The organism is uncultured Streptococcus sp. (assembly GCF_963521255.1).
In the GTDB taxonomy this organism is placed as follows: Bacteria; Bacillota; Bacilli; order Lactobacillales; family Streptococcaceae; genus Streptococcus.
The window spans coordinates 116,828-143,542 of record NZ_CAUQTU010000004.1; the positions used below are offsets into that span (position 1 = coordinate 116,828).

The following is a 26,715-nucleotide window of genomic DNA, read 5'->3' on the forward strand; positions in this document are numbered from 1 at the left end:
ACTCTACAGAATTCTTAAATTATCAGTCTATTGCAACTTTTCTCATGTGAGTCTTTTGGCTTGCTATTGGTTTTTATTAGTAGTATACTAAGGTAGTAATCATTAAGAAGTGGTTACAAAAAATAATGAATGAGGTAAAAACAATGGTAGAATTGAAAAAAGAAGCAGTAAAAGACGTAACATCATTAACAAAAGCAGCACCAGTAGCATTGGCAAAGACAAAGGAAGTCTTGAATCAAGCTGTTGCTGATTTGTACGTAGCCCACGTTGCTTTGCACCAAGTACACTGGTACATGCGTGGTCGTGGTTTCCTTGTATGGCATCCAAAAATGGATGAGTACATGGATGCTCTTGATGGTCAATTGGATGAAATCAGCGAGCGCTTGATTACACTTGGAGGAAGCCCATTCTCTACATTGACAGAGTTCCTTCAACACAGTGAAATCGAAGAAGAAGAAGGAGAATTCCGTAACGTTGAAGAAAGCTTGGAACGTGTTCTAGCTATTTATCGCTACCTCATCACTCTTTTCCAAAAAGCCTTGGATGTGACTGACGAAGAAGGCGATGATGTTACAAACGATATCTTTGTTGGTGCTAAGGCTGAACTTGAGAAAACAGTTTGGATGATTGCGGCAGAACTTGGACAAGCACCTGGTTTGTAAGAAATAGAATAATCATATAAAAATCTGTAGGATGAATCTTACAGATTTTTTCTATTCTGTAAGCTATTCCAAACCAGTCTTTTTTCGAGTTTTTTGATAAAATAGTACTATCAATGAAAAGGATGGAAGCATGACTAAGAAAATCGTAGCTATTTGGGCCCAGGATGAAGAGGGTGTGATTGGTAAGGACAATCGTCTGCCTTGGCATTTGCCAGCAGAACTGCAACACTTCAAAGAAACAACTCTTAATCATGCTATCTTGATGGGGCGTGTGACCTTTGATGGAATGGGGCGTCGCTTGCTTCCAAAACGGGAGACCTTGATTTTGACGCGTAATTCTGAAGAAAAGATAGACGGGGTTGCTACTTTTCACGATATCCAGTCTGTCTTGGACTGGTATCAGGCTCAAGACAAGAATCTTTATATTCTCGGTGGGAAGCAAATTTTTCAGGCTTTTGAACCCTATCTTGATGAAGTTATTGTGACTCAAATTCATGCTCGGGTGGAGGGAGATACCTATTTCCCTGAGGAGTTTGACTTATCTCTTTTTGAGACAGTTTCAAGCAAATCCTTTACCAAAGATGAGAAAAATCCTTATGATTTTACCATCCAATACCGCAAGAGAAAGGAAGTCTAATGGAACGTAGTATATTTGGTTTTTTCACAGCCATGCTGTGTTTGGTCTGCTTGCTTGCAGGAGCACAGGCTTTTCGTAAAAAGCGCTATGGACTTTCTGTCCTGCTCTGGTTAAATGCCTTTACCAATTTGGTCAATAGTATCCATGCTTTTTACATGACCTTATTTTAGATAGAATGACAGTATAGAATAGAACGGAAGGAAATCATGCCTACAACTAGGAATAATGATATGATGGTTTATTGCTCATTTTGTGGCAAAAGCCAAGAAGAAGTACAAAAAATAATCGCTGGCAACAACGCCTTTATCTGTAATGAATGTGTGGAGTTAGCCCAGGAAATCATTCGAGAGGAGTTGGCAGAAGAAGTCTTGGCAGACTTGTCTGAAGTTCCAAAACCAATCGAACTCCTCCATATCTTGAACCACTACGTAATCGGTCAAGATCGTGCCAAGCGTGCCTTGGCAGTAGCTGTTTACAACCACTACAAACGCATCAATTTTCACGATACACGCGAAGAATCAGAAGATGTGGATTTGCAGAAATCAAACATCTTAATGATTGGCCCAACTGGTTCAGGGAAAACATTCCTTGCCCAGACCTTGGCTAAGAGCTTGAATGTGCCTTTTGCGATTGCGGATGCAACAGCTCTTACTGAGGCTGGTTATGTGGGTGAGGATGTGGAAAATATCCTCCTCAAACTCTTGCAGGCTGCTGACTTTAACATTGAACGTGCAGAGCGTGGCATTATCTACGTGGATGAAATTGACAAGATTGCTAAGAAAAGCGAGAATGTCTCTATCACACGTGATGTTTCTGGTGAAGGAGTGCAACAAGCCCTTCTCAAGATTATCGAGGGAACCGTTGCTAGCGTGCCACCTCAAGGTGGACGTAAACATCCACAACAAGAGATGATTCAAGTGGATACCAAAAATATTCTCTTCATCGTGGGTGGTGCCTTTGATGGTATTGAAGAAATCGTCAAACAACGTCTGGGTGAAAAAGTCATCGGATTTGGTCAAAACAATAAAGCGATTGATGAAAATAGCTCTTACATGCAAGAAATCATCGCAGAAGATATTCAAAAATTTGGTATTATCCCTGAGCTGATTGGACGCTTGCCTGTCTTTGCAGCTCTGGAGCAATTGACAGTGGATGACTTGGTTCGTATCTTGAAAGAGCCAAGAAATGCCTTGGTCAAACAATATCAAACCTTGTTATCTTATGACGATGTTGAGTTGGAATTTGACGACGAAGCCCTTCAAGAAATCGCCAATAAGGCTATCGAACGTAAGACAGGGGCGCGAGGACTTCGCTCGATTATCGAAGAAACCATGCTAGATGTTATGTTTGAAGTACCGAGTCAGGAAAATGTGAAATTGGTTCGCATCACAAAAGAAGCTGTCGATGGAACGGATAAACCAATCCTAGAGACAGCCTAGAGGTGATTATGGAACTTAATACACACAATGCTGAAATCTTGCTCAGTGCGGCCAATAAATCCCACTATCCGCAGGATGAACTACCAGAGATTGCCCTAGCAGGGCGTTCAAATGTTGGCAAGTCTAGTTTTATCAACACTATGCTGAACCGCAAGAATCTAGCGAGAACTTCAGGGAAACCTGGTAAAACTCAGCTTCTCAACTTCTTTAATATCGATGACAAGATGCGTTTTGTGGATGTGCCTGGTTATGGCTATGCCCGTGTTTCCAAAAAGGAACGTGAAAAGTGGGGGCGCATGATTGAGGAGTATCTGACAACTCGAGAAAATCTCCGTGCAGTAGTCAGTTTGGTGGATCTCCGCCATGACCCGTCAGCAGATGATGTCCAGATGTACGAATTTCTCAAGTATTACGAGATTCCGGTTATCATCGTTGCGACCAAGGCGGACAAGATTCCTCGTGGTAAATGGAACAAGCACGAATCAGCAATCAAGAAGAAATTAAATTTTGACCCAAGTGATGATTTCATTCTCTTTTCATCTGTCAGCAAGGCAGGGATGGACCAAGCTTGGGATGCAATCTTAGAAAAATTGTGAGGTAAAGAAAATGGCAAAAATAATTCATACAGATAAAGCTCCAAAGGCTATTGGACCATATGTTCAAGGAAAAATCGTTGGCAACCTTTTGTTTGCTAGTGGTCAAGTTCCTCTCTCTCCTGAAACTGGGGAAATCGTTGGAGAAACCATCCAAGAACAGACAGAACAAGTCTTGAAAAATATTGGTGCTATTTTGGCAGAAGCAGGAACAGATTTTGACCATGTTGTCAAAACAACTTGCTTCTTGAGCGATATGAACGACTTTGTTCCTTTTAACGAGGTTTACCAAACGGCCTTTAAAGAGGAATTTCCAGCTCGTTCAGCTGTGGAGGTAGCTCGTCTTCCTCGTGATGTAAAAGTCGAAATCGAAGTCATCGCAGAGATTGGATAAGCTAGTTGAAGTTTGGTTCTGCCAAACTTCTTTTGATATAAGGAGAAAAAGATGACAAAGAAACAACTTCACTTGGTGATTGTGACAGGGATGAGTGGGGCAGGGAAAACAGTTGCCATTCAGTCCTTCGAAGATTTGGGTTATTTTACTATTGATAATATGCCGCCAGCCCTCTTGCCTAAGTTTTTGCAGTTGGTGGAAACAAAGGAAGACGACCATAAGTTGGCCTTGGTAGTAGATATGCGTAGCCGTTCTTTCTTCTCGGAGATTCAAGCTGTTTTGGATGAGTTGGAAAACAAGGAAGAACTGGACTTTAAAATTCTCTTTTTGGATGCAGCTGATAAGGAATTGGTTGCTCGTTACAAGGAAACCAGACGGAGTCACCCATTAGCAGCAGATGGACGGATTTTGGATGGAATCAAGCTGGAACGTGAACTCTTGGCGCCTTTGAAAAATATGAGTCAAAATGTGGTGGATACGACAGAACTCACTCCACGTGAGCTACGTAAAACCATTGCAGAGCAGTTTTCAGATCAAGAACAAGCCCAGTCTTTCCGTATCGAAGTCATGTCTTTTGGCTTTAAATATGGAATCCCGATTGATGCGGACTTGGTCTTTGATGTCCGTTTTTTACCAAATCCCTACTACCAACCAGAACTGAGAAACCAAACGGGTGTGGATGAACCAGTTTATGACTATGTCATGAATCATCCTGAGTCAGAAGATTTCTATCAACATTTGTTGGCCTTGATTGAGCCGATTTTGCCAAGTTACCAAAAGGAAGGGAAGTCTGTTTTGACTATTGCCATGGGCTGTACGGGTGGACAACACCGTAGTGTGGCCTTTGCTAAACGCTTGGCGCAGGACTTATCCAAGACTTGGCCTGTTAATGAAGGGCATCGTGATAAAGACCGAAGAAAGGAAACGGTAAACCGTTCATGAGAAAACCAAAGATAACGGTGATTGGTGGAGGGACTGGGATCCCTGTCATTCTTAAGAGTCTGCGGGAAAAAGATGTGGAAATCGCAGCTATCGTAACGGTGGCAGATGATGGTGGTTCTTCAGGTGAACTCCGAAAAAATATGCAACAATTGACACCGCCAGGTGATCTTCGCAATGTCCTTGTGGCCATGTCGGATATGCCTAAGTTTTATGAGAAAGTCTTTCAGTATCGCTTTTCTGAAGATGCAGGAGCCTTTGCTGGCCATCCATTGGGAAATCTCATTATCGCTGGTCTGTCAGAAATGCAGGGTTCGACCTATAATGCCATGCAGTTATTGAGCAAATTTTTCCATACAACAGGGAAGATTTATCCTTCCAGTGACCATCCTTTGACCCTGCACGCAGTCTTTCAGGATGGGACAGAAGTAGCTGGAGAGAGCCATATTGCAGACCATCCAGGCATGATTGAACATGTCTATGTGACCAATACCCTCAACGATGATACGCCTCTTGCTAGCCGTCGAGTAGTGCAGACCATTCTTGAAAGTGACATGATTGTCCTCGGGCCTGGTTCCCTCTTTACCTCGATTTTACCCAATATCGTGATTAAGGAAATCGGGCAGGCGCTTTTGGAAACCAAGGCAGAAATCGCCTATGTCTGCAATATCATGACCCAACGTGGGGAGACAGAACACTTTACAGATAGTGACCACGTGGAAGTCTTGCATCGTCACCTTGGCCGACCTTTTATCGATACTGTCTTGGTGAATATCGAAAAAGTGCCTCAGGAATACATGAATTCCAACCGCTTTGATGAATACTTGGTGCAGGTGGAACATGATTTTGTAGGTCTTTGTAAGCAAGTTCCGCGCGTGATTTCATCTAACTTCCTTCGTCTGGAAAATGGGGGTGCCTTCCACGATGGGGATTTGATTGTGGACGAGTTGATGCGGATTATACAGGTAAGAAAATGAGTTTCACAGTAGCAGTAAAAGAAGAAATCCTAGGTCAGCACCATCTGAGCCGGCATGAATTGTCTGCCATTATCAAGATGTCTGGCAGCATCGGTCTCTCGACCTCGGGCCTGACCTTGTCTGTCGTGACAGAAAATGCTAAATTGGCTCGTCACCTCTATGAGTCCTTTCTCCATTTCTACGAAATCAAATCAGAAATTCGTCACCACCAGAGGAGCAATCTTCGCAAGAATCGCGTCTACACCGTTTTTACTGATGAAAAGGTGCAGGACTTGTTGAGTGATTTGCACTTGGCAGACTCCTTTTTTGGTCTGGAAACAGGTATTGACGAGGAGATTTTATCAGACGAGGAAGCAGGTCGTGCTTATCTATGTGGCGCTTTCTTGGCAAATGGAAGCATTCGTGACCCTGAGTCAGGCAAGTATCAGTTGGAAATCAGTTCTGTTTATCTGGACCACGCGCAAGGGATTGCCTCACTTCTCCAGCAGTTTTTACTGGATGCCAAGGTGTTTGAGCGTAAGAAGGGGGCTGTAACCTATCTCCAGCGTGCTGAAGATATTATGGACTTCTTGATTATCATCGGAGCCATGCAGGCGCGTGATGATTTTGAGAGGGTTAAGATTTTACGAGAAACCCGTAATGACCTCAATCGAGCCAACAATGCTGAAACGGCTAATATCGCTCGGACAGTTTCTGCCAGTATGAAGACTATCAACAATATCAGCAAAATCAAAGATATCATGGGATTAGAGAATTTGCCAGTAGATTTGCAGGAAGTGGCGCAACTGAGGATTCAACACCCAGACTACTCTATCCAGCAGTTGGCAGATAGCCTCAGCACCCCTCTGACCAAAAGTGGTGTCAACCACAGACTCAGAAAAATAAACAAGATAGCGGAAGAATTATAACGATATAAAGCAACCCCTTGAATTATCAATATCTTCAAGGGGTTTTGTTGTGTTGTGAAATCGAAAAGGGGCAACCAAGGGGCAGAATTAAAAAATAGTATCTAATTTACTGACCAGTTTATCCTCCATATCCTCAGTAGTATGAGAATAGATTTCCAAAGTCATTTTTGCATTTGAGTGTCCAACTCGATTCATTATTGATTTTATTGGAAGGCCAGACTCTGCTAAAAACGAAATATGAGAATGCCTAAAAATATGGCTAGATAAGTTTTTTTCTATTTTAGCCTGTTTTCCATATTTTTTTAATATCTGTATGAAGCAAGCTATTGTTGTAGGTTGATTCCATTTTTCAAAACAGAAAATATAATCATCGCTTGACAATGGCTGGAAACGTTCGCTAAGTCGTACTATTTGTCTTTGAATGGCTTCTATGACACTCTCTGATACTTTGATTGTCCGTATTGAATTTGTAGTCTTTGGTAGCGTCTTGATTTTGTTTACTGAATCAAAATTACCTGTGATCTCAATTTTGTTGTTTTCGAAGTCTATATTCTTCAGTTGTAAGGCAGTTAACTCACCATATCTCATACCAGTTAATGCCAGCACAAGAACCATATCAGCGTACTTTTGGTGATATTCTCGACGATTAAGGACATCGATAAGTGCTTTTATTTCTTGCATGGTGAGAAAGTTGTTACGCTTTTTTTCCAGTTCTTCTAAAGTCTTTGGTTTTTAAGGAATCGTAGTATAATCGACCTCGTTGTTTTCAATGTAAGAGTATTGAACAGCGTAATTAAAGATACCTCTGAGCCTATGCCGTACTTTTTTAGCTGTAATATATCCGTTGCTTTCAATAATTTTTTCAATAGCCTCTTGAAGAAAACGCCTGTCAAGATTAGCAAGTATGGTATCGGATGGTATGACTTCCTTCATCTTCTTATCAACTGATTTACAATTATGTTTTGTTGATTCCTTTACTGTTTGCGCCCATGATTTATAGAAAAGGTTATAGATTTCTTCAAATGTAATGCTTTCTACTTGTTTTGTGCTGAGTTTTTTATTTATCTTCTCTTGCAACAAGATAGCGGCTTGATTTCTTGCTTGTGGAGTTTTCTTCTCCATGGTTACTGAAACTTTTTTTAATTTCTCAGTATATGGATCTTTATATCTCTCAAAAAATTTATATTTGCCGTTTGGTAATTCTTCCATCCACATTGCGTTTACCTCACTTTTTGGTTAAAATGGGTATAGTAAAGAGGGCTTTTTAATGCCTTTTACTATCCAGATTATCTTCACACTCAAAGTTTGGCGATGGAGAGTGTGGGGATTTTTTGAGTTGTTTCCAAAATGGAGATAGTTGCTATCTCGTCAGATAATAAAATAAGGTGTACCTCTTAGAAGTACACCAGACAAGTTTATCCTTGACGAACAAGGCTTTTTTACATTCTTAGTGTATTTCTTTTTTTAATTTCTGTCAAGCAGTTATTTTCGTTTTGTAAGTAGCTGCTTTTTATTCGTACTTAGCTATATTTTTTTCAAAAATATCTAATTCAATTTCAGTTTCATAGCAGAGTAAAAGTAAGTCGTTTGGATAAATCTCGCAATGTTTCTTGGAGTTGTAATATATAGAAAATTCTAGCAAGAAGTTAGCACGGCTGTTTTTAAATAAACCTAAAGCAGCCATTAGTGTATACAGACCTGTTTTTCCTTTTCCATTGTTATAATCGGATGATGAAACTCCCATAAACTCATGGAATATTTCGTTATATTCCATGCTTTTTTTAGATTTATAACTAAATATCCGTCCACTGTGTGCTGCTCTGTTTCTATAGCTGTGAATCAAATTGAGCGATTGGGAAAACATATTTTTTACAGATTCGGTTATAAAACGTGATTCTAAACCGAAGCATATTGATATGACACTTGTCTTTTCTGCTGGTTTTAGTAGTTTATAGAAAGTTACTAGATTTCCAAATGTTGTCCCTTTTAATAAGATCCATGGAGGAATATTTCCGTGGCAATCCCGATAATGTTTGTAGGGTTCTAAATCATCATTTATGATTTTATCGAATTTATCAAATAACTGATACAAGGGATAGCGTGTTGAACCTTCTCGTTTTTTTCCACGCATATAATTTTTTGGTTTTAGATAATCAGATTGCAATTCTCCAAATTGTTCTGCAATGACATAAGCAATGGCTGTGCGCAATACAAGTTCAATTTCAAGCGTTGCTTCCATTATGCCGTTTCTAAATTCTTTATCTAACTGATACAGAGAGAGTAGATGTGAGAATGTTTCCCCATCATTAAAACGTTCAGTTTCGGCTTGTGTATTTAATAAAAATTGTTTATAGCCATTGACAATTTCATAGTATCCATAGAAAGATAGGGATTGTCTAGCTAATAATTCATCATCTATAACTAGGTTCCTATCTTTTAATATTTCCAGTTGTTCATCAATAGTTTTGAAAGGTTTTGTCATATATTTAAGTTCTCCAAATAGTAAAAAAGTCCCATACGTAGCTGTATGAGACTTTCATAAGATTGGGCACGACGGCACCCGTTCATTAAGATTAAATCTAGTATAAACTAAAATAATCTATTTTTCAAGGGAAAAGTCTCATTTTTTTAAAGTATTTTGTTAAATTTGGTTTTATCCCCCTCTATACACCCCGACAACTGCATAAATCTTGATGTGTGTGTCTTCGGCTGGCGGGAAGTCTAGGATGATGTCTTCGTACTTGTCATTGAGGGACACTAGGCGTAAGCGTACGTTCAAAAAAAGGGAAGTAACAATTAAGTTACTTCCCTGGAGCGCAAAGGCTCAAAGTTTAAAAATATGAGGGTAAACCTCTAAGTAACTTAATTATAGATTAAATTCTAATAGCTGTCAATCTTTTAGGTAAAGTTCTTTTAATTTTGTATCAATTCTATCCAGGGTGTCATTGTTTACTTTAAATTTTCCGCAAGGATCCAATTCGTTTATGTAAATGATTCTGTCTTTACTAATCGTTTTTATCTGGTCACATTTAGCGTAGGAAACTTTATTGAATTTTTCATAATGGTTAAATAGATTTTTTAACTTTTTTATTGCAGCTGATAAAACTTCCATCCCTGTACCATCGTTAAACATTTCTTTGGCTTTTTCAGGGTTGTAGAAATCTTTGTATTCATCTAATAACTCTTTATATCTATCTTCTGATTCCCCTAAATCAAAGGGGGGTATCTCAGTCAATATATAGTGAATTATTGAAAAATAGTCAAAATCGAGTTTTGCGAAAATAGAGATTAGAAAGGGGGTTGATTTACTTTCAATAACTTCATCAATCTTAACGGAAAACTTTTTCTCTTTTGAACTAATTGGAAGTACAGTCAAATTTCTTGATTTTGGGGAATCATTTTTATTCAAGACTACAGCCCAGTGTCTATTTGATAATTCAGATCCGATGTTAATTCCAAAATCTACAAAGATTAAAGAACCACGCTTTAGAACATTGTAACTCTTGCTCGTATTTTGTGTTTCTGACAAGAATAGATTAGATTCTTTTTCTAGCCAATTAGGCAAAAAGCGGAATTTATTATTTTTTGGAAATGTAGAATGAACTTTTTCAAAGTTTTTTAAAGCCTTTAAAATCTGTTTGTTTTGTATTGTCATTTACCCTCCTTTTTTTATTTCTATAAATGCTTACGACTTCTCCAATAATGCGGATATCGTTGATTTCATCTAGATGTATATCTTCATAATCTGGATTCAAGCTTTCAAGATATCCCTGACGCAGTTTCTTAACATAGTTAGCGCCGTCTACTTGGAAGATACCGATTGTGTTATAGTCAATCTGTGGGGTATTCTTGATAAATAGGTAGTCGCCATTTTTTATCTTTGGTTCCATAGAGTTGCCGACGACATAAGCGATAGCGTCGTAGTCGTCTGGGATTTCATCCTCATAGAATGAAACCTCCATATCTAAATCGTCGTCCTGTATCGAACCACTACCTGCAGAGACAACTCCAGTAACACGGCGGTAAGTAGTCTTTCTGTAGTCGTCCAGACTGATAATATTTTCTGATACTTCGTTTATATTCGTTTCTTCTTCGTTTTTTTGCTCTTTCAGAAGATCCTCAGACATTCGTAGCACAATTTTTTTATTGTCAGTGTTTAATTTTCGAGCTGTGTTTGTGATTTCTTCTAAAAGGGAGTCTGACGGTTGAGCAGTAGAGATTTTGTTTTCGATAAGGTCAGATTTATTTATATTAAAATAGTTTGCTAAAAGTTCAATTTTACCAATCCGAGGATAAGTTATTCCTTTTAGCCAGTCGCGAACTGTAGTGTATTTCAAATCCAAGTCTGCACATAATGTATTTCTGTCTACTCCTTTTTGCTCCATGTAAAAACTTAGATTATTGGCAAAAATTTCTTTGTTTTCGACTTTCATTTCCGCCCCTCCTTACATAGTATATTTTACGGCAAAAACGCAAAAAAGTAAAGAATAAAATAAAAAAATTGCGGAAAAAACGCAAAAACACTTGGCATTGCGGTTTAACCGCATTATAATATAATCAAGCTTAAGGAAAAGGAGGTAAGGCAAATGATGGAACACATCATGAAAAGCCTAGCAACCAAGGACACTGCAACCGTCATTTTGGTACTAGGCTTAACCAGAGAAGCACGTTTGTGGCACCAACAAATATTAGAACACAAACGTAAGCTTCAAAACAAAAAGTAGAGAAAGGGGCGATGCCCCAACCTCTACTTGATAGTGTACCATCATTTGCCGTGAAAAGCAATGAGTGAAGAAACTGGATTGATAATCCTAGCAGGATTTGTGATTGTGTCTTTTACTATCCGTCAGATAGTGAAGTACCGATGTGATAAAAAAGATAAGGAGTAGGAAGATGAACGAACTTGAAAAAACAGAAAACCTAGCCCTTAAACGTGAAGTGACTAGGTTGAATAAGGTCATTGAGATAATGACGGAGCAGTTAATAGAGTCATATCATGCACAAAGTGCTATCCTGTGTGACAAGAAAAACAGCACCAAAAACAGCCATCAAAACGGAAACCTGTAGGGTTCCATTCATACATTTGTTGGATGGCTTCTTGGCAATCTGATTTCCAGCCAATTTCAATCCGATTTTCTATTTGTGGTAAATAAGAGCAGGTAGTAGCATGAACTTCATGACGTCCGTTCTCATCTGCATTTTTATTACAAACGTAAATTGGCATATAATTTTCTCCTTTCTATTGATTCTTTTGACTAAAACGTGAGAGGTCTTAGTCAAGATATATTATAATTCAAACATTTTTATTTGTCAACATATTGTATAAGAAAGGATTGAATGCGCTTGAAAAATACAACATATGGTATTTCTGATGTGGGATAAAATTGAAAAACAATTAAAAATAAAAGGCTGGTCGATGTACAGATTGGTCAAAGAATCAAATGTCCATCCATCTAATTTTTCTAACCTAAAGGCTGGAAGGATGAAAGAGATGTCGTGGACGAATATGTGTAAAATCGCTGATGCACTGGAAGTCAGCATGGATGAATTCAGATAAGGAGGTAGGAAATGAAAGAAAAACTAAACGAATTTCTAAAATTCAGAAGCCAATTTACAAAACGAGAATGGTTTGAAATTAACCAAACCGTGGAAGTTTATTTAAACCAAAAAGCCGACCAGTTGAAACTGGACGACATAGATGTAGAAATCGTTTCTAAAAGGCTAGAAAGGAAAATACGATGAACGAACTAGGACTAATCATAGTAACAATCGTAAATGTAGTTTGTGCTTTAATAAATCTATTTTGCTTTATAAAAGACAGGATGGAATGATTTGTGTTTGAAAATGAAACGAATTCTCTTACTAGTCTTGACCTTGATTTTACACGGTAAACTATCTAAGTAATAAGAATAAGTAATACTGCTATGAGGGAAAATAATTTCATCAACTTCGAAGGGATAGGAATGTAAATCATCTTTTCTCAAAACATACTTGTGAAGAGGGAGTGTTTCGTATGGATCAAAGTTATTATCTTTTATTTCCTTTCCGTCATCATCGAATAGTTGAATGCTTTTGATTGTGTATGTGCTGTTGCTTGGGTTAACAATATCAAAAGAATATTTGTAAGGAGCTTCATCTGCCACTTCCATTGCATAGGCATCTGTTATCAATAATCGAGCTCTATTTATAAAAATTGAGTAAAACAGACCTGTGACACCTGTTATAGCACCAATCCATGCAGCAGAAACATTCAAAATATCAATCAAACTAAACATAAGAATTACCTCGTTTTTGATTTCATTATGCCACAAAAATAGAGGCCAACTATTAACACAAGGAGGTAGGAATGTGCAAAAAATGACTTTAAAAACACTAAGAACACTCAAAAATTGGGACAAAGTGATGCAGCAGATGTAAATGTTTCGGTTGATACATGGGGGCATTGGGAACGTGGAATAACAGAGCCAAGTGTTTCAAAAGCGTATCAAATCGCTAATGAACGATAAAACCACGAATCGTAGGACTCGTGGTTTTTTTTATAAACTGGTTGAGTGTTTTGGTTGTACTTTTTGTTCAGGGTCGATGTAATTGATGGCGTTGTTAACAGCGGTTGGTGCTTCTCCAAGCCCTGTCGCAATCAAGTCAATTTTTCCGTCATAGTAGCAACAGTCACCGATAGCATAGATACCTGCTTGGCTGGATTCCTGTTTGCTGTTGACGATAATCTTGTGACGGTTGAGGTCCAGACCCCAGTTTTTAAGGTTACCGACAGAAGATTTGAAACCATAGTTGACAAAGAGGTGGTCTAGGTCAATCGTTTCGGTTTCATCAGATTTAACTTTTGTGATTTCCAACTTGTCAAGCGTTTTTCCATCTCCAAGGAGTTGACTAGGAACGAATGGTGTCTTGATGGATACAGATGATTCTTGCAAGGCTTGAACACTGTGCTCCAAGGCGCGGAAATTATCTCTGCGGTGAACAAGGGTAGTTGGTGCGATTTTTTCAAAAGCCAAAGCCCAATCCACAGCTGAGTCTCCTCCACCAAGAATCGTCACTTTCTTGCCAGCGTATTGCTGGATGTTGGAAACGTGGTAGTGGATATTTTCATAGTCTTCAACGCCTTCTAGTTCCAGCGGACGTGGTTTGAAGGCACCGCCACCCATAGCGATGATAACTGTTTTAGTCAGGTGACTTCCTTTAGAAGTTGTAATGACAAAGCTTTCTTCTTGTTTTTCAATCTCAAGAACCGTTTCATTGAGATGAATAGGGGTATCAAAGCTGTTTAGCTGTTCAATCAAGCGATTAGTCAACTCTTCTCCAGTCAGGTTTGGAAATCCTGGGACGTCTAGGATTTCCTTTTCAGGATAGAGAATAGCAGGTTGTCCACCTAGTTGGGGAAGAGAGTCGATGATTTGGACATTAGCTTGGCGTAGGTGGGCGTAAAAGGCCGCAAAAAGACCGACTGGACCACCACCTACAATGGTAATATCATATAGTTGAGACATGGTTTCTCCTTTGTTTTTTATAGTCAGTTTATTTTATCATATTTTTCCTTAATTTAAAATGAAGTAGGATAGGGAAAAAAATGCCAGAAAAATGGTATAATAGAAAGGAACGTGTTTGGGCAGAGAGGAGACAGCAGATGAACTTTCAACAATTATCCAACCTGCAATATTGGACTAGCTTGTTTTCTAGTCCTTGGAGTATTGCCATCAATGTGTTTGATATTTTGATTGTTGCCTATATTTTATATCGTTTTACAAAAGCGATAGCTGGCACCAAGATTATGATTTTGGTGCGAGGGGTCTTGATTTTTGTATTAGCTCAGGTTGTGGCCAATATCCTTGGGTTGACAACGATTTCTTGGTTGATTAATCAGATTATCACCTATGGGGTCATTGCTGCGGTTGTTATCTTCTCTCCAGAGATTCGGACTGGTTTGGAACGTTTGGGAAGGGCGACAGACTTCTTTTCTACTACTCAAATTAGTGCAGAGGAGCAAATGATTCGTGCCTTTATCAAGTCGGTTGAGTATATGAGTCCTCGTAAGATTGGTGCTCTGGTTGCCATCCAACGAGTTCGCACCTTGCAAGAATACATTGCGACAGGGATTCCCTTGGATGCCCATATTTCGGCTGAACTCCTCATCAATATTTTTATTCCCAACACTCCTCTACATGATGGTGCTGTGATTATCAGAGAAAATCGAATTGCGGTGACTTCTGCCTATCTGCCTTTAACAGAAAGCACAGGAATTTCCAAGGAATTTGGGACCAGACACAGGGCGGCTATCGGTTTATCAGAAGTGTCCGATGCCTTGACCTTTATCGTCTCAGAGGAAACAGGTGGTATTTCTATTACCTACAATGGAGTCTTCAAGCATGCCTTGACTCTTGAGGAATTTGAAGCAGAGCTAAGAAGAATTCTTTTGCCACCCCTTGAGGAAAAAGTTAGTTTCAGGGACCGTTTGCTAGGAGGTTGGAAAAATGAGAAAAAATAGCTTATATATTATCTCATCTCTCTTTTTTGCTTGTGTCTTATTCATCTATGCAACATCGACTAATTTTCAAAATAACAATACTGTAAGGCAGGTCAAATCGGAAACTTACACCAATACGATAACGAATGTTCCTATCGATATTCATTATGATAATAGTCAATACTTTATTAGTGGTTTTGCTTCAGAAGTTTCAGTTGTACTGACAGGTGCCAATCGTGTGACCTTGGCCAGCGAAATGCAGGAAAGTACTCGTAAGTTTAAGGTTACAGCGGATTTGACGGATGCCAGTGTTGGAACGATTGAAGTTCCCTTGAATATTGAAAATCTTCCAAGTGGATTGACCGCTGTGGCAACGCCTCAAAAGATCACAGTGAAAGTTGGGAAGAAGGTTAAAAGAGATGGGATGCTTGTTGTGCCACAAGTTGACCAAAGCCAGATTGATTCCAAGATACAAATTGATAGTGTAACCGTGTCAAATGAACGAGTTTCTGTCACAACTGACCAAGAAACATTAGCTAAGATTGACAAAGTTATTGCGCTTTTACCAACCAGCGAACGCATAACAGGTAATTACAGTGGTTCAGTACCTTTGCAGGCAATCGACCGCAATGGTGTTGTCTTACCAGCGGTGATTACTCCGTTTGACACAACAATGAAGGTGACTACAAAACCAGTAACACCAAGTTCAAGCACATCAAATTCAACAACAAGCAGTTCGTCGGAGACATCTTCGTCAACGAAAGCAACTAGTTCAAAAACGAATTAAAAATAGAAAAAGGATTTTATAAAAATGGGTAAATATTTTGGGACTGATGGAGTCCGTGGAGAAGCTAACGTAGAATTAACGCCAGAATTGGCCTTTAAACTAGGACGTTTTGGAGGCTATGTTCTCAGTCAACATGAAACGGAAGCACCGAAAGTCTTTGTGGGACGTGACACACGTATTTCTGGGGAAATGCTAGAATCAGCCTTGGTGGCAGGTCTACTGTCCGTGGGAATTCACGTTTATAAACTAGGCGTTCTGGCAACACCAGCAGTGGCTTACTTGGTTAAAACTGAGGGAGCCAGTGCAGGTGTCATGATTTCTGCTAGCCACAACCCAGCCCTTGATAATGGAATTAAGTTCTTTGGCGGTGATGGCTTCAAACTAGATGACGAAAAAGAAGCAGAAATTGAAGCCTTGCTAGATGCTGCGGAAGACACTCTTCCTCGTCCAAGTGCTGAAGGCTTGGGAACTTTGGTTGATTATCCAGAAGGCTTGCGTAAGTATGAGGGCTACCTTGTTTCAACTGGAACTCCTCTTGAAGGAATGAAGGTTGCCTTGGATACAGCCAATGGTGCAGCTTCTACCAGTGCCCGTCAAATCTTTGTAGACCTTGGCGCTCAATTGACTGTTATCGGGGAAACACCAGATGGTCTTAATATCAACCTTAATGTTGGTTCAACCCACCCAGAAACCCTTCAAGAAGTGGTCAAAGAAAGCGGATCAGCTATCGGTTTGGCCTTTGATGGAGACAGTGACCGTTTGATTGCTGTTGATGAAAATGGGGATATCGTCGATGGTGACAAGATTATGTACATCATCGGGAAATACCTTTCTGAAAAAGGACAATTGGCCCAAAATACAATTGTGACGACTGTGATGTCCAACCTTGGTTTCCACAAGGCCTTGGACCGCGAAGGCATTAACAAGGCAGTCACTGCAGTTGGTGATCGCTATGTTGTTGAAGAAATGCGAAAATCAGGCTACAATCTTGGTGGTGAACAGTCTGGTCACGTCATCTTGATGGATTACAATACAACAGGTGATGGTCAATTATCTGCCGTACAATTGACAAAAATCATGAAGGAAACTGGTAAGAGTTTGTCAGAGTTGGCAGCAGAAGTAACCATCTATCCACAAAAACTAGTCAATATCCGAGTGGAAAATACCATGAAGGAAAAGGCTATGGAAGTGCCAGCTATCAAGGCGATCATCGAGAAGATGGAAGAAGAAATGGCAGGGAATGGCCGTATCCTTGTTCGTCCAAGTGGAACAGAACCCCTCTTGCGTGTTATGGCAGAAGCGCCTACAACAGAAGAAGTGGACTACTATGTTGATACCATCGCAGATGTGGTTCGAACTGAAATTGGGATTGACTAAATCCTAGAAAACTAGATGAAAATAAAAAATTATGGTACAATAGCTTATAATATTGTAGCCGAGGGAGAAAGACATGAATCTTAAACGTGAACAAGAATTTGTTAGTCAGTATCATTTTGATGCGCGTAATTTTGAATGGGAAAATGAAAATGGAGCTCCTGAAACTAAGGTGGATGTGAACTTCCAATTGATTCAACATGACCAAGAAAATCAAGTGACTTCTTTGATTGTTGTCTTGAGTTTTATGATTGTATTTGATAAATTTGTCATCAGTGGAACCATTTCACAGGTGAACCATATCGATGGTCGTATTGTTAACGAACCAAGTGAATTGAGCCAAGAAGAAGTGGAAACTTTGGCTCGTCCAAGTTTGAACATGCTCAACCGTTTGACTTACGAAGTAACTGAAATTGCATTAGACTTACCAGGAATCAATTTGGAGTTCTAATATGAAACTAGCTGTTATCACAGATTCCTCTGCTTATCTCAGTGCAGAGACCTTGCAAAGAGAAGATTTATTTGTCTTGGATATTCCTGTCAATATTGATGGTGAGGAATATGTTGAAGGTATCAATCTGACTGCTGAAGAATTTTACCAAAAAATGGCTCAGGCTTCTGAATTACCTAAGACCAGTCAACCAAGTATTGCCAAGTTAGATGAGATTCTAACTTCGCTCAAAGAACAAGGCTATACACATGCCTTGGGGCTTTTCCTATCTTCTGGAATTTCAGGTTTTTACCAAAATATCCAGTATATGGTCGATGACTATGAGGGATTAACCATTGCTTTTCCAGACACCTTGATTACAAGCGCTCCTCTGGGTATCATGGTTGAAAGCGTCTTTAACTGGCGAGATCAGGGAGATGATTTTGCTATCATTCAGGATAAGCTAGCTATTCAAATCAGCCGTACGTCAGCTTTTATCATGGTAGATGACCTGGATCATTTGGTAAAAGGTGGACGTCTTTCAAATGGTGCTGCTATTTTGGGCAATCTGCTAAGCATTAAGCCAATCCTCTATTTCAATGACCAAGGTGTGATTGAAGTGTACGAAAAAGTTCGTACGGAAAAGAAAGCAACCAAGCGCTTGATTGAAATCATTAAGGAAACCACAGCTTCAGGCCAATACCGTGTCATTGTCATTCACGGAAATGCTCCTGAAAAGGCTGAAGAATTGCGTCAGCACTTGCTAGATTCTGGAGTGGGTACGGATATTTCACTAGCTACATTTGGTAGTGTCATTGGAACCCACCTAGGAGCAGGAAGTATTGCTCTGGGTTATATTCCAGTGATTTAGTTGGCGTTTCTAGGCTAGTTAAGAAATCTTATATCATAGAAATTGAACACGGACTACCTGCTTCTTGAAAAAAGATGCCTGTCTTGCCTTTCGTGGAAAGTCAGCGTCATTCCCTATTTTTCATGGGCAGCTAAGGTCCTTAGTATCTTGATAATTGAACACGCCTGGAACCCTGTGTGAAAAAGATAGTTCTTCCAAGGAGTAGACACTTCTTGATCAAAACTCCTATTTTCACTATGTGTTCCTACAGGCTTTGTATCATAGAAATTGAACACGGACTACCTGCCTTTTGAAAAAAGATGCCTGTCTTGCCTTTCATGGAAAGTCAGCGCCATTCCCTATTTTTCATGGGCAGCTAACGTCCTTTGTATCTTAGTCAGGAGTAGAGATGAGTATTCGAGTAATTATTGCTGGTTTTAAGGGAAAGATGGGCCAGGCTGCTTGTCAGATGGTCTTGGCTGATCCAGACTTAGACTTGGTAGCAGTTTTGGATCCTTTTGAGTCTGAGTCAGAATGGCAGGGAATTCCTGTTTTCAAGGATAAGGCTGATTTAGCAGGCTTTAAAGCGGATGTTTGGGTAGATTTTACAACTCCAGCTGTTGCCTATGAAAATACACGCTTTGCTCTTGAAAATGGTTTTGCTCCAGTAGTTGGAACAACAGGTTTCACAAGTGAAGAAATTGCAGAGCTAAAAGCATTTTCTCGTGCCCAAGCTTTGGGTGGCTTGATTGCTCCTAACTTTGCCTTGGGTGCTGTCTTGCTCATGCAATTTGCGACGCAGGCTGCCAAATATTTCCCAAATGTGGAGATTATCGAGCTTCATCATGACAAGAAAAAGGATGCTCCGAGTGGAACAGCTATTAAAACAGCTGAATTGATGTCAGAAGTTCGAGAGTCAATCCAGCAAGGTGCGCCTGATGAGGAAGAATTGATTGCAGGCGCCCGTGGTGCTGACTTTGATGGCATGCGTATTCACTCAGTTCGTTTGCCAGGCTTGGTAGCCCATCAGGAAGTCATCTTTGGCAATCAGGGAGAAGGATTGACCCTCCGTCATGACTCCTATGATCGCAGCTCCTTCATGACAGGGGTGAATTTGGGAATCAAAGAAGTTGTCAAGCGTCATGAGCTTGTCTATGGATTAGAACACTTATTATGAGATTAACGCAAATGCCTTCTGAATTTCAGAAGGCTTTACCAGTATTAGAAAAAATTAAAGAAGCAGGTTTTGAAGCCTATTTTGTTGGAGGATCTGTTCGAGATGCCCTCCTCAATCGTCCCATCCACGATGTGGATATTGCGACGTCTTCTTATCCAGAAGAGACCAAGCAGATTTTTCCGCGAACAGCCGATATCGGAATCGAGCACGGAACCGTCTTGGTCTTAGATGGGGATGAGGAGTATGAGGTAACCACCTTTCGGACAGAGGATGTCTATGTGGACTATCGCAGACCCAGCGCGGTTTCCTTTGTGCGTTCGCTAGAAGAAGACCTCAAGCGTCGTGATTTCACAGTCAATGCCTTTGCCTTGGACGAGACAGGAGAAATCATTGACTTGTTTCATGGTTTAGAAGATTTGGAAAATCAAGTCTTGAGGGCGGTTGGAGTGGCAAGTGAGCGTTTCAACGAAGATGCTTTGCGGATTATGCGTGGTTTCCGTTTTCAGGCCAGTCTTGGCTTCGAACTTGAACCAGAAACCTTTAAAGCTATGAAGATCTTGACGCCCCTTTTGGAGAAAATTTCTGTAGAGCGTACCTTCGTTGAGTTTGACAAACTTTTGCTGGCTCCATTTTGGAAAAGAGGCTTGGCTTCCATGATTGAGAGTCAAGCTTATGACTATCTTCCTGATATGACTTCTAGTCAGGACAAGCTTAACAGACTGTTTGATTTGAAGACTGATTTTACTTTTGAATCCTCTGAACAAGTCTGGGCGGCTCTACTGTGGGCTTTGGAGATTGAAAATGCGCAGTCCTTTTTGAAAGCTTGGAAGACATCACGCCAGTTTGCCAAGCAAGTTCAGGATTTGCTGACTATTTTGGCCTTGCGTGAAAAGGGAGAATTGAGCAAGCGCGATTGTTATCGCTTTGACTTGGATTTGCTTTTACAGGCTGAAAATCTTCGTCAGGCTCAAGGAAAACCAGTCAACCCACAAGCCATCACAGAAACTTACCAGAGTTTGACCATTCATGACAAGAAAGAAATCCAAATCAACGGTGGTATTTTGATCAAGGAATATGGCTATCAGCCGGGACCAGACTTGGGAGATATTTTAACAGAGATTGAGTATGCCATTGTCGATGGAGAATTGGAAAATGACCGTCAAGCCATTCATGCTTATCTAAGGGAGAAAAAATGAGTGATTTTATCGTTGAAAAACTAACTAAATCCGTCGGTGACAAGACTGTTTTTAAGGATATTTCCTTTATCATCCATGACCTAGACAGAATCGGTTTGATTGGTGTCAATGGAACGGGCAAGACTACCCTTTTGGATGTCCTTTCTGGTGTTTCTGGCTTTGATGGGGATGTAAGTCCTTTTTCAGCTAAAAATGATTACCAGATTGGTTACTTGACCCAGGATCCTGATTTTGATGATAACAAGACGGTCTTGGATACAGTCCTATCCAGCGACCTCAAGGAAATCCAGCTTATTCGTGAGTATGAACTCCTCATGCTCAACTATAGTGAGGACAAGCAGGCGCGTTTGGAACGTGTCATGGCAGAGATGGACTCTCTCCAAGCTTGGGAAATTGAGAGTCAGGTCAAGACGGTTCTTAGCAAGCTAGGTATTCAGGATTTATCTACTCCAGTTGGAGAATTGTCAGGTGGTCTAAGAAGACGGGTTCAGTTGGCGCAAGTTTTACTTGGCAACCACGACCTCTTGCTTCTAGACGAGCCGACCAACCATCTGGACATTGCGACTATTGAGTGGCTGACCCTCTTTTTGAAAAATTCCAAGAAAACCGTCCTTTTTATCACCCACGATCGTTATTTCTTAGACGCTTTGTCAACACGGATTTTCGAGTTGGACCGAGCAGGCTTGACCGAGTATCAGGGCAATTATCAGGACTATGTTCGCCTTAAGGCGGAACAGGACGAGCGCGATGCGGCTCTTCTCCACAAAAAGGAACAACTTTATAAGCAAGAATTGGTCTGGATGCGTAGACAACCGCAGGCACGTGCGACCAAGCAGCAGGCTCGTATCAATCGATTCCATGACTTGAAGAAAGAAGTTTCAGGTGGCGTTGCTGAGACAGATTTGACCATGAACTTTGAAACCAGTCGTATCGGTAAAAAAGTCATCGAGTTTCAGGATGTTTCCTTTGCCTATGAAAACAAGCCCATTTTACAAGACTTTAATCTCTTGGTGCAGGCTAAAGATCGTATTGGAATTGTTGGGGACAATGGTGTTGGAAAATCAACTCTCCTTAACTTGATTGCAGGCATTCTTGAGCCGACAGCAGGACAAGTTGTGATTGGGGAAACTGTTCGCATCGCCTATTTCTCTCAGCAAATTGAAGGTTTAGATGAAAGTAAGCGGGTTATCAATTACCTGCAGGAAGTGGCAGAAGAGGTTAAGACTAGCGGTGGTACTACAACTTCCATTGCAGAGTTGCTGGAGCAGTTCCTTTTCCCACGTTCGACGCATGGAACCTTGATTGAGAAATTGTCAGGGGGAGAGAAAAAACGTCTTTATCTTCTCAAATTGCTCTTGGAAAAACCAAATGTTCTTCTTTTAGACGAGCCAACCAATGATTTGGATATTGCAACCTTGACAGTTCTGGAGAATTTCTTGCAAGGCTTTGCAGGGCCTGTCTTGACAGTTAGCCATGACCGCTATTTCTTGGATAAGGTAGCGACCAAGATTCTCGCTTTTGAGGATGGCAAGATTCGTCCTTTCTTTGGTCATTATACCGACTACCTTGATGAAAAAGCCTTTGAAACAGAGTTGGCCAATCAGGTGCAAAAGGCAGAAAAGGAGAAAGTGGTCAAGGTTCGCGAAGACAAGAAACGCATGACCTACCAAGAAAAGCAGGAGTGGGCAAATATTGAAGGCGATATTGAAGCCTTGGAAAATCGTATCGCTGCGATTGAAGAGGAAATGCAGGCTAACGGCTCTGACTTTGGTAAGCTGGCTACTCTCCAAAAAGAGCTAGATGAGAAGAACGAAGCACTCCTTGAAAAATACGAACGTTATGAGTATCTAAGTGAATTTGATAGCTAGAAGAATAGAAAAATCCCGTCTCATGACAGGATTTCTCTATTCTTTTTTGGTTTCTTGATGAAAGATATTTTGCCAAGTTTCGTGGCGGCGCCAGATACTGGTATGAACGATACCATCTAACTCATAGCAGATGAGTTTGGTCTTTTGACTGATGGAAGTGATTTGGATGTCCTTGATAGCGGAATTCAAGTCTTTTTCGGCTTTATAGGCCTCTTTATCCATCTGCTCTCCATCTTGACAAATATAGACAAAATCATCAGCCAAGAGTTCTTCCAGTTGATTTCCTTGGTCAATCAATTGTTCACGCATGAGCAATTTTTTATAGACATTGTCTAAAATTTCATCCTCAGGTATAGGTGCTGGCTCGATATGGACATCGGTATCAAAGACGCCAAAACGTTCCTCCAGCATAGACTCGACTTGATCCGCGATTTCATGACTCTCAAAAACAGACAAGTCAGGATTCATTTCTAGCGTAATATCAAGGTAAATGTTGCTACCGTAGGTGCGACCTCTTTGAGATTTAACCTTGCTAATTTTTGGAATTTCCATAATGGCTTTTTGATAGTCCTCAAGCAGACGGTCGTCAAAGCCATCTGAAAGACTAAAGGAAGACTCGATAAAGATATCATAGGCAGTCTTCAAGATAAAGAAAGTGATGATAATGGCAACCAGTTTATCCACAATGGGATAATTGAAACTGCTAGCTAGGATGGCAATAGTAGTACCAAGTGAGGTAAGAGCATCAGAAAGATTGTCCTTGGCGGCAGCCTTGAGTGCCTTGGAGTTGGATTTCTTACTGAGACGAGTGTTATAGAGATAAACCATAAACATAATCGCTGCAGAAATGATTCCTAGGGTTGCACCAAGAGGGTCAATAACCGTTTCTTCATGACTGAGAATTTTTTGAATGGTGTCCCTCAGCACATCAAAGCCAACATAAAACATGATGATGGAAGTGATCAAGCTAGCCAAATCCTCAATCTTCCAGTGGCCAAAACGGTGGTCTCGGTCAGCAGGCTGGCGCGCCATTCGAATCCCAATCAAGAGGGCCACATTTCCAATGATGTCCGACACGTTGTTGAAACCATCGGCCACCAAACTGGATGAATGAAGGAGGTGACCAGTTGCTAATTTTGCTGCTGATAAGAGCAGATAGGTCGAAATACTGATAATGGCCCCACGCTCAGCCAACTTGAGATTTGAGATAGATTGCTTCATTCAACTTCCTTTCTAGTCACATAGCATTCTACCATTATACTGGTTTTCAAGGGAAAATTCAAATAGGACGGATAAAACTAAGAAAACACAAAGCAGAAAATACTTTTTTTTTTTAGGAAATATGATAGACTGATAAAGTGAAAAGTTGAGGTGAATAAAATTGAAAAAAATGAGTATTTTAGCGATGAGTATTTCTTTGCTCTTTACTGTTTTAGTCTGGTTCTCGATGGTAACAAATGTCAAACAAGGAATACCGTTTTCAGATGCTAGTATTTTTGAATATTTTGGGTATGCAATGAATCGAGGAGAATTGATGTATGCAGACCTATTTGATCATAAGGGGCCAGTTGTTTTTTTACTGAATTACCTAGGAGATCTTATTGGTGGTGCGTTAGGAATTAAATTTTTATACCTATTTTGCACATTTCTATTCTTTATAGCTAGCTATAAGATTTCAAGATTATTTACTGGGAATAAGCAAACAATTTTAACTTTAGCAATTATCTTTATAATTTATGAGTATTTTTTTGATGGCGGTTGGAGTTTAGAAGGTTTTATTTTACCTTTTTTGGCTTATTCATTATACATTTTTTTAAAACTGTTTATACAAAATGATTTCAGTAAAAATGACATCATAGCATCAGGTGCATTTTTCTCTATTGTATTTTTTACGAAAGCAAATATGATAGGGATTTGGCTTGTATTTTGTATTTATGTATTGATTGATTTCATACTTAAGAAAGCATATAGGGAATTGTTTTCTTTGATAGGATTATTTTTCGTTGGAGTATTAATACCAACTATCCCTTTGTGCCTATATCTGTTATCAAAGGGCATCTTTTTTGAAATGGTATACCAGTCGATTGGAATTAATTTTATTTATACTACAGAGTCTAATAACGTTTCGATGTATGAGATTATCAGATGGTACATTTCTCAAACAAATCTCTTAAGTCTTAATTTATTGATGTTATTTTCCTTGATACCACTGTGGAAGAAATTTGAAATAAAATCAATCTTCTATCATTTTGTTTTTATTGTTTGTTTACTTCTGGCTCTTATCTCAAAAAGAAGCTATGGCCATTACATTTTAGTAATGCTCCCGATTTTGATTCCATATATTTCCTATTTATTTCATAGCATATCCAAGAAAATGTCTTTTCAAGTATTTTTTGTCTTATTCTTAGGATTTATTATTGTATACCAGAATGATGTAAAATCCATCATGAAAAGTATGAATACAAGATATCTGAATAAATCTGAGAAACAGCAACGTGTTGCTAGCTATATAGAGAAAAATACATCGATGGATGACCGAATTTATACACACCGTCAAAATGGAACAATTTATTTGTATAGTGAACGGCTAGCTAGTACAAAATTTTTCTTCATCCCAGCTGTGACAGATGATCGAGTTATTATTGATGAGTTTAAAAAATCTATACAAGAAAATCCTCCTATCTATATTGTATTTGATACTGAATGGGATTATGGTAAGAGGACTGACTCTTTTATTAAGGATTATATTAGAGTAAATTATCACTTAGAAAAACAGATTGATACAGCTATGATTTATAGAAAAGGAGGAGAATAGCATGAGCAGGAAAAAGCCAATTTTATATATAGTTGTTCCATGTTATAACGAAGAGCAAGTCTTACCACATACTAATCTAATGTTTGTTGAAAAAATTGAGCAATTAGTAAAGAAAGAAGCCATCCATCATCTTAGTAAGGTAATGTATGTAAATGATGGTAGTAAGGATCGGACTTGGGAACTGATTGAAAGTTATGCTAAATCTATTCCTTATGTGGTTGGTGTGTCACAAAGTCGTAATAGGGGGCATCAAAGTAGTGTTCTTGCAGGTATGTATGAGGCTATTCAGTTTGCTGATATTGTTATTACCATCGATGCTGATGGGCAAGATGATATCAATTGTATGGACAAAATGATTGAAGAATATAAAAGTGGTTCTGAAATTGTATATGGTGTACGTGATAACCGTGATACGGACTCTGCTTTTAAACGAATTACAGCTGAAGGTTTCTATAAGGTGCTACGCCTATTTGGAGCAGAAGTTGTTTTTAATCATGCCGACTATCGATTGGTTTCTAAAAGATTCTTGAAGGAATTAGAAAAATTCACTGAAGTTAATCTTTTTCTTCGTGGTTTAATGCCTTTAGTGGGTTTTAAATATTCTTATGTTTCATATAAACGCCATGAACGAATTGCTGGTGAGAGCCATTATCCATTATCTAAAATGCTTGGTTTGGCTATGGATGGTATTACCAGTTTATCGATCAAACCAATTCGGTTGATTACCAGTCTAGGTGTTTTGACGTCACTCTTTAGCTTTCTATTGATTATTTGGGTTTTATGGAGCAAGTTTGCTGGTTCGGTTGTGGCAGGGTGGGCCAGCACTTATGCAATAGTCAGTTTACTTGGTGGGGTTCAATTGATTAGTTTGGGCGTAATTGGCGAGTATGTTGGAAAGATTTATCTAGAAACGAAACGTCGTCCGAGATATATCATTAGTGACCGTACTTTTGACAAGGATAGAATTTCATAGGATTTTTAATCCTTGAAAACTTTTCAAAATTTGGTATAATAGTACTACTCAAGGGAGTAGCTGGCAGAAACCTGTGATAGTGTCGTCATTCCGAATTTTGTACTGAAAAGTATGTTTTCCGGCACTATCTTAAACAGCGAGACTTGTTATGATTAACAGGTCTCTTTTTTGTTTGTCGTGAAAAGATACGATGAGGAAAAAGAGAGTCTGTTTTGCA

General features: G+C 39.5%; 29 protein-coding genes and 3 pseudogenes. 23 read left to right on the forward strand and 9 right to left on the reverse strand.

Features of this window, described 5'->3' with window-relative positions; translation table 11 throughout:
• Positions 1 to 143: 143 nt before the first annotated feature.
• The 9 genes from RWP09_RS04535 to whiA all read left to right on the forward strand — a co-directional run bounded on the left by RWP09_RS04535 (position 144) and on the right by whiA (position 6,549).
• Complete coding sequence (locus tag RWP09_RS04535) at positions 144 to 662, forward strand: DNA starvation/stationary phase protection protein (RefSeq protein ID WP_033684112.1); 519 nt, start codon at positions 144 to 146, stop codon at positions 660 to 662.
• A gap of 130 nt (positions 663 to 792) precedes the next feature.
• Positions 793 to 1,299, forward strand: a complete 507-nt coding sequence (locus RWP09_RS04540) for a dihydrofolate reductase (RefSeq protein WP_054367746.1) — start codon at positions 793 to 795, stop codon at positions 1,297 to 1,299.
• Positions 1,299 to 1,469, forward strand: coding sequence for a hypothetical protein (locus tag RWP09_RS04545; protein WP_000442260.1), 171 nt, complete (start codon positions 1,299 to 1,301; stop codon positions 1,467 to 1,469). Before RWP09_RS04540 ends, RWP09_RS04545 begins: the two co-directional genes overlap by 1 nt.
• Before the next feature lie 36 nt (positions 1,470 to 1,505).
• Positions 1,506 to 2,738: an ATP-dependent Clp protease ATP-binding subunit ClpX gene (clpX, locus tag RWP09_RS04550; RefSeq protein ID WP_025169664.1), complete on the forward strand. Its 1,233-nt coding sequence runs from the start codon at positions 1,506 to 1,508 to the stop codon at positions 2,736 to 2,738.
• 8 nt (positions 2,739 to 2,746) lie between these two features.
• The gene (yihA, locus tag RWP09_RS04555; RefSeq protein WP_020900580.1) at positions 2,747 to 3,334 is read left to right on the forward strand and encodes a ribosome biogenesis GTP-binding protein YihA/YsxC; all 588 of its coding nucleotides are present in this window, start codon (positions 2,747 to 2,749) and stop codon (positions 3,332 to 3,334) included.
• 10 nt (positions 3,335 to 3,344) lie between these two features.
• Positions 3,345 to 3,725, forward strand: a complete 381-nt coding sequence (locus RWP09_RS04560) for a RidA family protein (protein WP_001062610.1) — start codon at positions 3,345 to 3,347, stop codon at positions 3,723 to 3,725.
• 51 nt (positions 3,726 to 3,776) lie between these two features.
• Complete coding sequence (rapZ, locus tag RWP09_RS04565; RefSeq protein WP_314434482.1) at positions 3,777 to 4,667, forward strand: RNase adapter RapZ; 891 nt, start codon at positions 3,777 to 3,779, stop codon at positions 4,665 to 4,667.
• Positions 4,664 to 5,641 carry a YvcK family protein gene (locus tag RWP09_RS04570; protein WP_314434484.1) on the forward strand — a complete coding sequence of 326 codons (978 nt, stop codon included), beginning with the start codon at positions 4,664 to 4,666 and terminating at the stop codon, positions 5,639 to 5,641. Before rapZ ends, RWP09_RS04570 begins: the two co-directional genes overlap by 4 nt.
• The gene (gene whiA / locus RWP09_RS04575; RefSeq protein ID WP_314434486.1) at positions 5,638 to 6,549 is read left to right on the forward strand and encodes a DNA-binding protein WhiA; all 912 of its coding nucleotides are present in this window, start codon (positions 5,638 to 5,640) and stop codon (positions 6,547 to 6,549) included. Before RWP09_RS04570 ends, whiA begins: the two co-directional genes overlap by 4 nt.
• An 87-nt stretch (positions 6,550 to 6,636) precedes the next feature.
• Here whiA and RWP09_RS04580 read toward each other — a convergent pair.
• The 5 genes and pseudogenes from RWP09_RS04580 to RWP09_RS04600 all read right to left on the reverse strand — a co-directional run bounded on the left by RWP09_RS04580 (position 6,637) and on the right by RWP09_RS04600 (position 10,982).
• A pseudogene (locus RWP09_RS04580) lies at positions 6,637 to 7,764 on the reverse strand (tyrosine-type recombinase/integrase).
• 295 nt (positions 7,765 to 8,059) lie between these two features.
• Positions 8,060 to 9,031: an Abi family protein gene (locus tag RWP09_RS04585; RefSeq protein ID WP_314434489.1), complete on the reverse strand. Its 972-nt coding sequence runs from the start codon at positions 9,029 to 9,031 to the stop codon at positions 8,060 to 8,062.
• Between the two features lie 171 nt (positions 9,032 to 9,202).
• Positions 9,203 to 9,325, reverse strand: a pseudogene (locus tag RWP09_RS09860) (XRE family transcriptional regulator); the annotation flags it as partial.
• Positions 9,326 to 9,439: 114 nt separating this feature from the next.
• Entirely contained in the window at positions 9,440 to 10,204 is a 765-nt protein-coding gene (locus tag RWP09_RS04595) for a type II toxin-antitoxin system PemK/MazF family toxin (RefSeq protein WP_314434492.1), read from the reverse strand.
• Positions 10,158 to 10,982 carry a S24 family peptidase gene (locus RWP09_RS04600; protein ID WP_314434494.1) on the reverse strand — a complete coding sequence of 275 codons (825 nt, stop codon included), beginning with the start codon at positions 10,980 to 10,982 and terminating at the stop codon, positions 10,158 to 10,160. Before RWP09_RS04600 ends, RWP09_RS04595 begins: the two co-directional genes overlap by 47 nt.
• A gap of 153 nt (positions 10,983 to 11,135) precedes the next feature.
• Between RWP09_RS04600 and RWP09_RS04605 the strand changes: the two genes are divergently transcribed.
• A complete protein-coding gene (locus RWP09_RS04605; RefSeq protein WP_314434496.1) occupies positions 11,136 to 11,273 on the forward strand; it encodes a hypothetical protein in 138 nt (45 codons plus the stop codon).
• Between the two features lie 284 nt (positions 11,274 to 11,557).
• Here the strand turns inward: RWP09_RS04605 and RWP09_RS04610 are convergent, their stop codons facing one another.
• Positions 11,558 to 11,773: a hypothetical protein gene (locus RWP09_RS04610; RefSeq protein WP_261042708.1), complete on the reverse strand. Its 216-nt coding sequence runs from the start codon at positions 11,771 to 11,773 to the stop codon at positions 11,558 to 11,560.
• Positions 11,774 to 11,965: 192 nt separating this feature from the next.
• Between RWP09_RS04610 and RWP09_RS04615 the strand changes: the two genes are divergently transcribed.
• Both RWP09_RS04615 and RWP09_RS04620 read left to right on the forward strand, forming a co-directional pair.
• Positions 11,966 to 12,106, forward strand: coding sequence for a helix-turn-helix transcriptional regulator (locus tag RWP09_RS04615; RefSeq protein ID WP_314434544.1), 141 nt, complete (start codon positions 11,966 to 11,968; stop codon positions 12,104 to 12,106).
• Between the two features lie 11 nt (positions 12,107 to 12,117).
• Positions 12,118 to 12,291 carry a hypothetical protein gene (locus RWP09_RS04620; protein ID WP_314434499.1) on the forward strand — a complete coding sequence of 58 codons (174 nt, stop codon included), beginning with the start codon at positions 12,118 to 12,120 and terminating at the stop codon, positions 12,289 to 12,291.
• Positions 12,292 to 12,347: 56 nt separating this feature from the next.
• Here RWP09_RS04620 and RWP09_RS04625 read toward each other — a convergent pair whose 3' ends face one another.
• Positions 12,348 to 12,824, reverse strand: a complete 477-nt coding sequence (locus RWP09_RS04625) for a hypothetical protein (RefSeq protein WP_314434501.1) — start codon at positions 12,822 to 12,824, stop codon at positions 12,348 to 12,350.
• Positions 12,825 to 12,897: 73 nt separating this feature from the next.
• Here RWP09_RS04625 and RWP09_RS04630 point away from each other — a divergent pair.
• Positions 12,898 to 13,055: pseudogene (locus tag RWP09_RS04630) on the forward strand (helix-turn-helix transcriptional regulator).
• Between the two features lie 30 nt (positions 13,056 to 13,085).
• Here the strand turns inward: RWP09_RS04630 and RWP09_RS04635 are convergent.
• Positions 13,086 to 14,054, reverse strand: a complete 969-nt coding sequence (locus tag RWP09_RS04635; RefSeq protein ID WP_314434503.1) for an NAD(P)/FAD-dependent oxidoreductase — start codon at positions 14,052 to 14,054, stop codon at positions 13,086 to 13,088.
• Positions 14,055 to 14,191: 137 nt separating this feature from the next.
• Between RWP09_RS04635 and cdaA the strand changes: the two genes are divergently transcribed.
• From cdaA to RWP09_RS04675, 8 genes are all read left to right on the forward strand, one after another.
• Entirely contained in the window at positions 14,192 to 15,049 is an 858-nt protein-coding gene (gene cdaA / locus RWP09_RS04640) for a diadenylate cyclase CdaA (RefSeq protein ID WP_314434504.1), read from the forward strand.
• Positions 15,036 to 15,815: a CdaR family protein gene (locus tag RWP09_RS04645; RefSeq protein WP_314434506.1), complete on the forward strand. Its 780-nt coding sequence runs from the start codon at positions 15,036 to 15,038 to the stop codon at positions 15,813 to 15,815. Before cdaA ends, RWP09_RS04645 begins: the two co-directional genes overlap by 14 nt.
• 24 nt (positions 15,816 to 15,839) lie before the next feature.
• Positions 15,840 to 17,192, forward strand: a complete 1,353-nt coding sequence (glmM, locus tag RWP09_RS04650) for a phosphoglucosamine mutase (protein WP_314434508.1) — start codon at positions 15,840 to 15,842, stop codon at positions 17,190 to 17,192.
• Positions 17,193 to 17,265: 73 nt separating this feature from the next.
• Positions 17,266 to 17,640 (forward strand): DUF1149 family protein, encoded by a 375-nt coding sequence (locus RWP09_RS04655; RefSeq protein WP_314434510.1) that lies wholly within the window; start codon positions 17,266 to 17,268, stop codon positions 17,638 to 17,640.
• Position 17,641: 1 nt separating this feature from the next.
• A complete protein-coding gene (locus RWP09_RS04660; RefSeq protein WP_125420828.1) occupies positions 17,642 to 18,490 on the forward strand; it encodes a DegV family protein in 849 nt (282 codons plus the stop codon).
• 388 nt (positions 18,491 to 18,878) lie between these two features.
• Positions 18,879 to 19,646 carry a 4-hydroxy-tetrahydrodipicolinate reductase gene (gene dapB, locus RWP09_RS04665; protein ID WP_314434513.1) on the forward strand — a complete coding sequence of 256 codons (768 nt, stop codon included), beginning with the start codon at positions 18,879 to 18,881 and terminating at the stop codon, positions 19,644 to 19,646.
• Entirely contained in the window at positions 19,643 to 20,842 is a 1,200-nt protein-coding gene (locus RWP09_RS04670) for a CCA tRNA nucleotidyltransferase (RefSeq protein ID WP_314434515.1), read from the forward strand. Before dapB ends, RWP09_RS04670 begins: the two co-directional genes overlap by 4 nt.
• Positions 20,839 to 22,710 (forward strand): ABC-F family ATP-binding cassette domain-containing protein, encoded by a 1,872-nt coding sequence (locus tag RWP09_RS04675; protein WP_314434518.1) that lies wholly within the window; start codon positions 20,839 to 20,841, stop codon positions 22,708 to 22,710. Before RWP09_RS04670 ends, RWP09_RS04675 begins: the two co-directional genes overlap by 4 nt.
• A gap of 36 nt (positions 22,711 to 22,746) precedes the next feature.
• On the opposite strand, the gene mntE is transcribed toward RWP09_RS04675, so the two are convergent.
• Positions 22,747 to 23,931, reverse strand: a complete 1,185-nt coding sequence (gene mntE, locus RWP09_RS04680) for a CDF family manganese efflux transporter MntE (protein ID WP_314434520.1) — start codon at positions 23,929 to 23,931, stop codon at positions 22,747 to 22,749.
• Between the two features lie 160 nt (positions 23,932 to 24,091).
• Here mntE and RWP09_RS04685 point away from each other — a divergent pair, with 160 nt between their 5' ends.
• Together RWP09_RS04685 and RWP09_RS04690 are read left to right on the forward strand one after the other, a co-directional pair.
• On the forward strand, positions 24,092 to 25,525 hold the full coding sequence (locus tag RWP09_RS04685; protein ID WP_314434523.1) for a hypothetical protein: 1,434 nt from the start codon (positions 24,092 to 24,094) through the stop codon (positions 25,523 to 25,525).
• 1 nt (position 25,526) lies between these two features.
• Positions 25,527 to 26,498, forward strand: a complete 972-nt coding sequence (locus tag RWP09_RS04690) for a glycosyltransferase family 2 protein (protein ID WP_314434525.1) — start codon at positions 25,527 to 25,529, stop codon at positions 26,496 to 26,498.
• Positions 26,499 to 26,715: the final 217 nt, after the last annotated feature.

Bases quoted from the DNA above. Each gene is read 5' to 3' on its own strand.
- RWP09_RS04535 (WP_033684112.1), top strand. From the start codon at position 144: ATGGTAGAATTGAAAAAAGAAGCAGTAAAAGACGTAACATCATTAACA.
- RWP09_RS04540 (WP_054367746.1), top strand. From the start codon at position 793: ATGACTAAGAAAATCGTAGCTATTTGGGCCCAGGATGAAGAGGGTGTG.
- RWP09_RS04545 (WP_000442260.1), top strand. From the start codon at position 1,299: ATGGAACGTAGTATATTTGGTTTTTTCACAGCCATGCTGTGTTTGGTC.
- clpX (WP_025169664.1), top strand. From the start codon at position 1,506: ATGCCTACAACTAGGAATAATGATATGATGGTTTATTGCTCATTTTGT.
- yihA (WP_020900580.1), top strand. From the start codon at position 2,747: ATGGAACTTAATACACACAATGCTGAAATCTTGCTCAGTGCGGCCAAT.
- RWP09_RS04560 (WP_001062610.1), top strand. From the start codon at position 3,345: ATGGCAAAAATAATTCATACAGATAAAGCTCCAAAGGCTATTGGACCA.
- rapZ (WP_314434482.1), top strand. From the start codon at position 3,777: ATGACAAAGAAACAACTTCACTTGGTGATTGTGACAGGGATGAGTGGG.
- RWP09_RS04570 (WP_314434484.1), top strand. From the start codon at position 4,664: ATGAGAAAACCAAAGATAACGGTGATTGGTGGAGGGACTGGGATCCCT.
- whiA (WP_314434486.1), top strand. From the start codon at position 5,638: ATGAGTTTCACAGTAGCAGTAAAAGAAGAAATCCTAGGTCAGCACCAT.
- RWP09_RS04585 (WP_314434489.1), bottom strand. From the start codon at position 9,031: ATGACAAAACCTTTCAAAACTATTGATGAACAACTGGAAATATTAAAA.
- RWP09_RS04595 (WP_314434492.1), bottom strand. From the start codon at position 10,204: ATGACAATACAAAACAAACAGATTTTAAAGGCTTTAAAAAACTTTGAA.
- RWP09_RS04600 (WP_314434494.1), bottom strand. From the start codon at position 10,982: ATGAAAGTCGAAAACAAAGAAATTTTTGCCAATAATCTAAGTTTTTAC.
- RWP09_RS04605 (WP_314434496.1), top strand. From the start codon at position 11,136: ATGATGGAACACATCATGAAAAGCCTAGCAACCAAGGACACTGCAACC.
- RWP09_RS04610 (WP_261042708.1), bottom strand. From the start codon at position 11,773: ATGCCAATTTACGTTTGTAATAAAAATGCAGATGAGAACGGACGTCAT.
- RWP09_RS04615 (WP_314434544.1), top strand. From the start codon at position 11,966: ATGTACAGATTGGTCAAAGAATCAAATGTCCATCCATCTAATTTTTCT.
- RWP09_RS04620 (WP_314434499.1), top strand. From the start codon at position 12,118: ATGAAAGAAAAACTAAACGAATTTCTAAAATTCAGAAGCCAATTTACA.
- RWP09_RS04625 (WP_314434501.1), bottom strand. From the start codon at position 12,824: ATGTTTAGTTTGATTGATATTTTGAATGTTTCTGCTGCATGGATTGGT.
- RWP09_RS04635 (WP_314434503.1), bottom strand. From the start codon at position 14,054: ATGTCTCAACTATATGATATTACCATTGTAGGTGGTGGTCCAGTCGGT.
- cdaA (WP_314434504.1), top strand. From the start codon at position 14,192: ATGAACTTTCAACAATTATCCAACCTGCAATATTGGACTAGCTTGTTT.
- RWP09_RS04645 (WP_314434506.1), top strand. From the start codon at position 15,036: ATGAGAAAAAATAGCTTATATATTATCTCATCTCTCTTTTTTGCTTGT.
- glmM (WP_314434508.1), top strand. From the start codon at position 15,840: ATGGGTAAATATTTTGGGACTGATGGAGTCCGTGGAGAAGCTAACGTA.
- RWP09_RS04655 (WP_314434510.1), top strand. From the start codon at position 17,266: ATGAATCTTAAACGTGAACAAGAATTTGTTAGTCAGTATCATTTTGAT.
- RWP09_RS04660 (WP_125420828.1), top strand. From the start codon at position 17,642: ATGAAACTAGCTGTTATCACAGATTCCTCTGCTTATCTCAGTGCAGAG.
- dapB (WP_314434513.1), top strand. From the start codon at position 18,879: ATGAGTATTCGAGTAATTATTGCTGGTTTTAAGGGAAAGATGGGCCAG.
- RWP09_RS04670 (WP_314434515.1), top strand. From the start codon at position 19,643: ATGAGATTAACGCAAATGCCTTCTGAATTTCAGAAGGCTTTACCAGTA.
- RWP09_RS04675 (WP_314434518.1), top strand. From the start codon at position 20,839: ATGAGTGATTTTATCGTTGAAAAACTAACTAAATCCGTCGGTGACAAG.
- mntE (WP_314434520.1), bottom strand. From the start codon at position 23,931: ATGAAGCAATCTATCTCAAATCTCAAGTTGGCTGAGCGTGGGGCCATT.
- RWP09_RS04690 (WP_314434525.1), top strand. From the start codon at position 25,527: ATGAGCAGGAAAAAGCCAATTTTATATATAGTTGTTCCATGTTATAAC.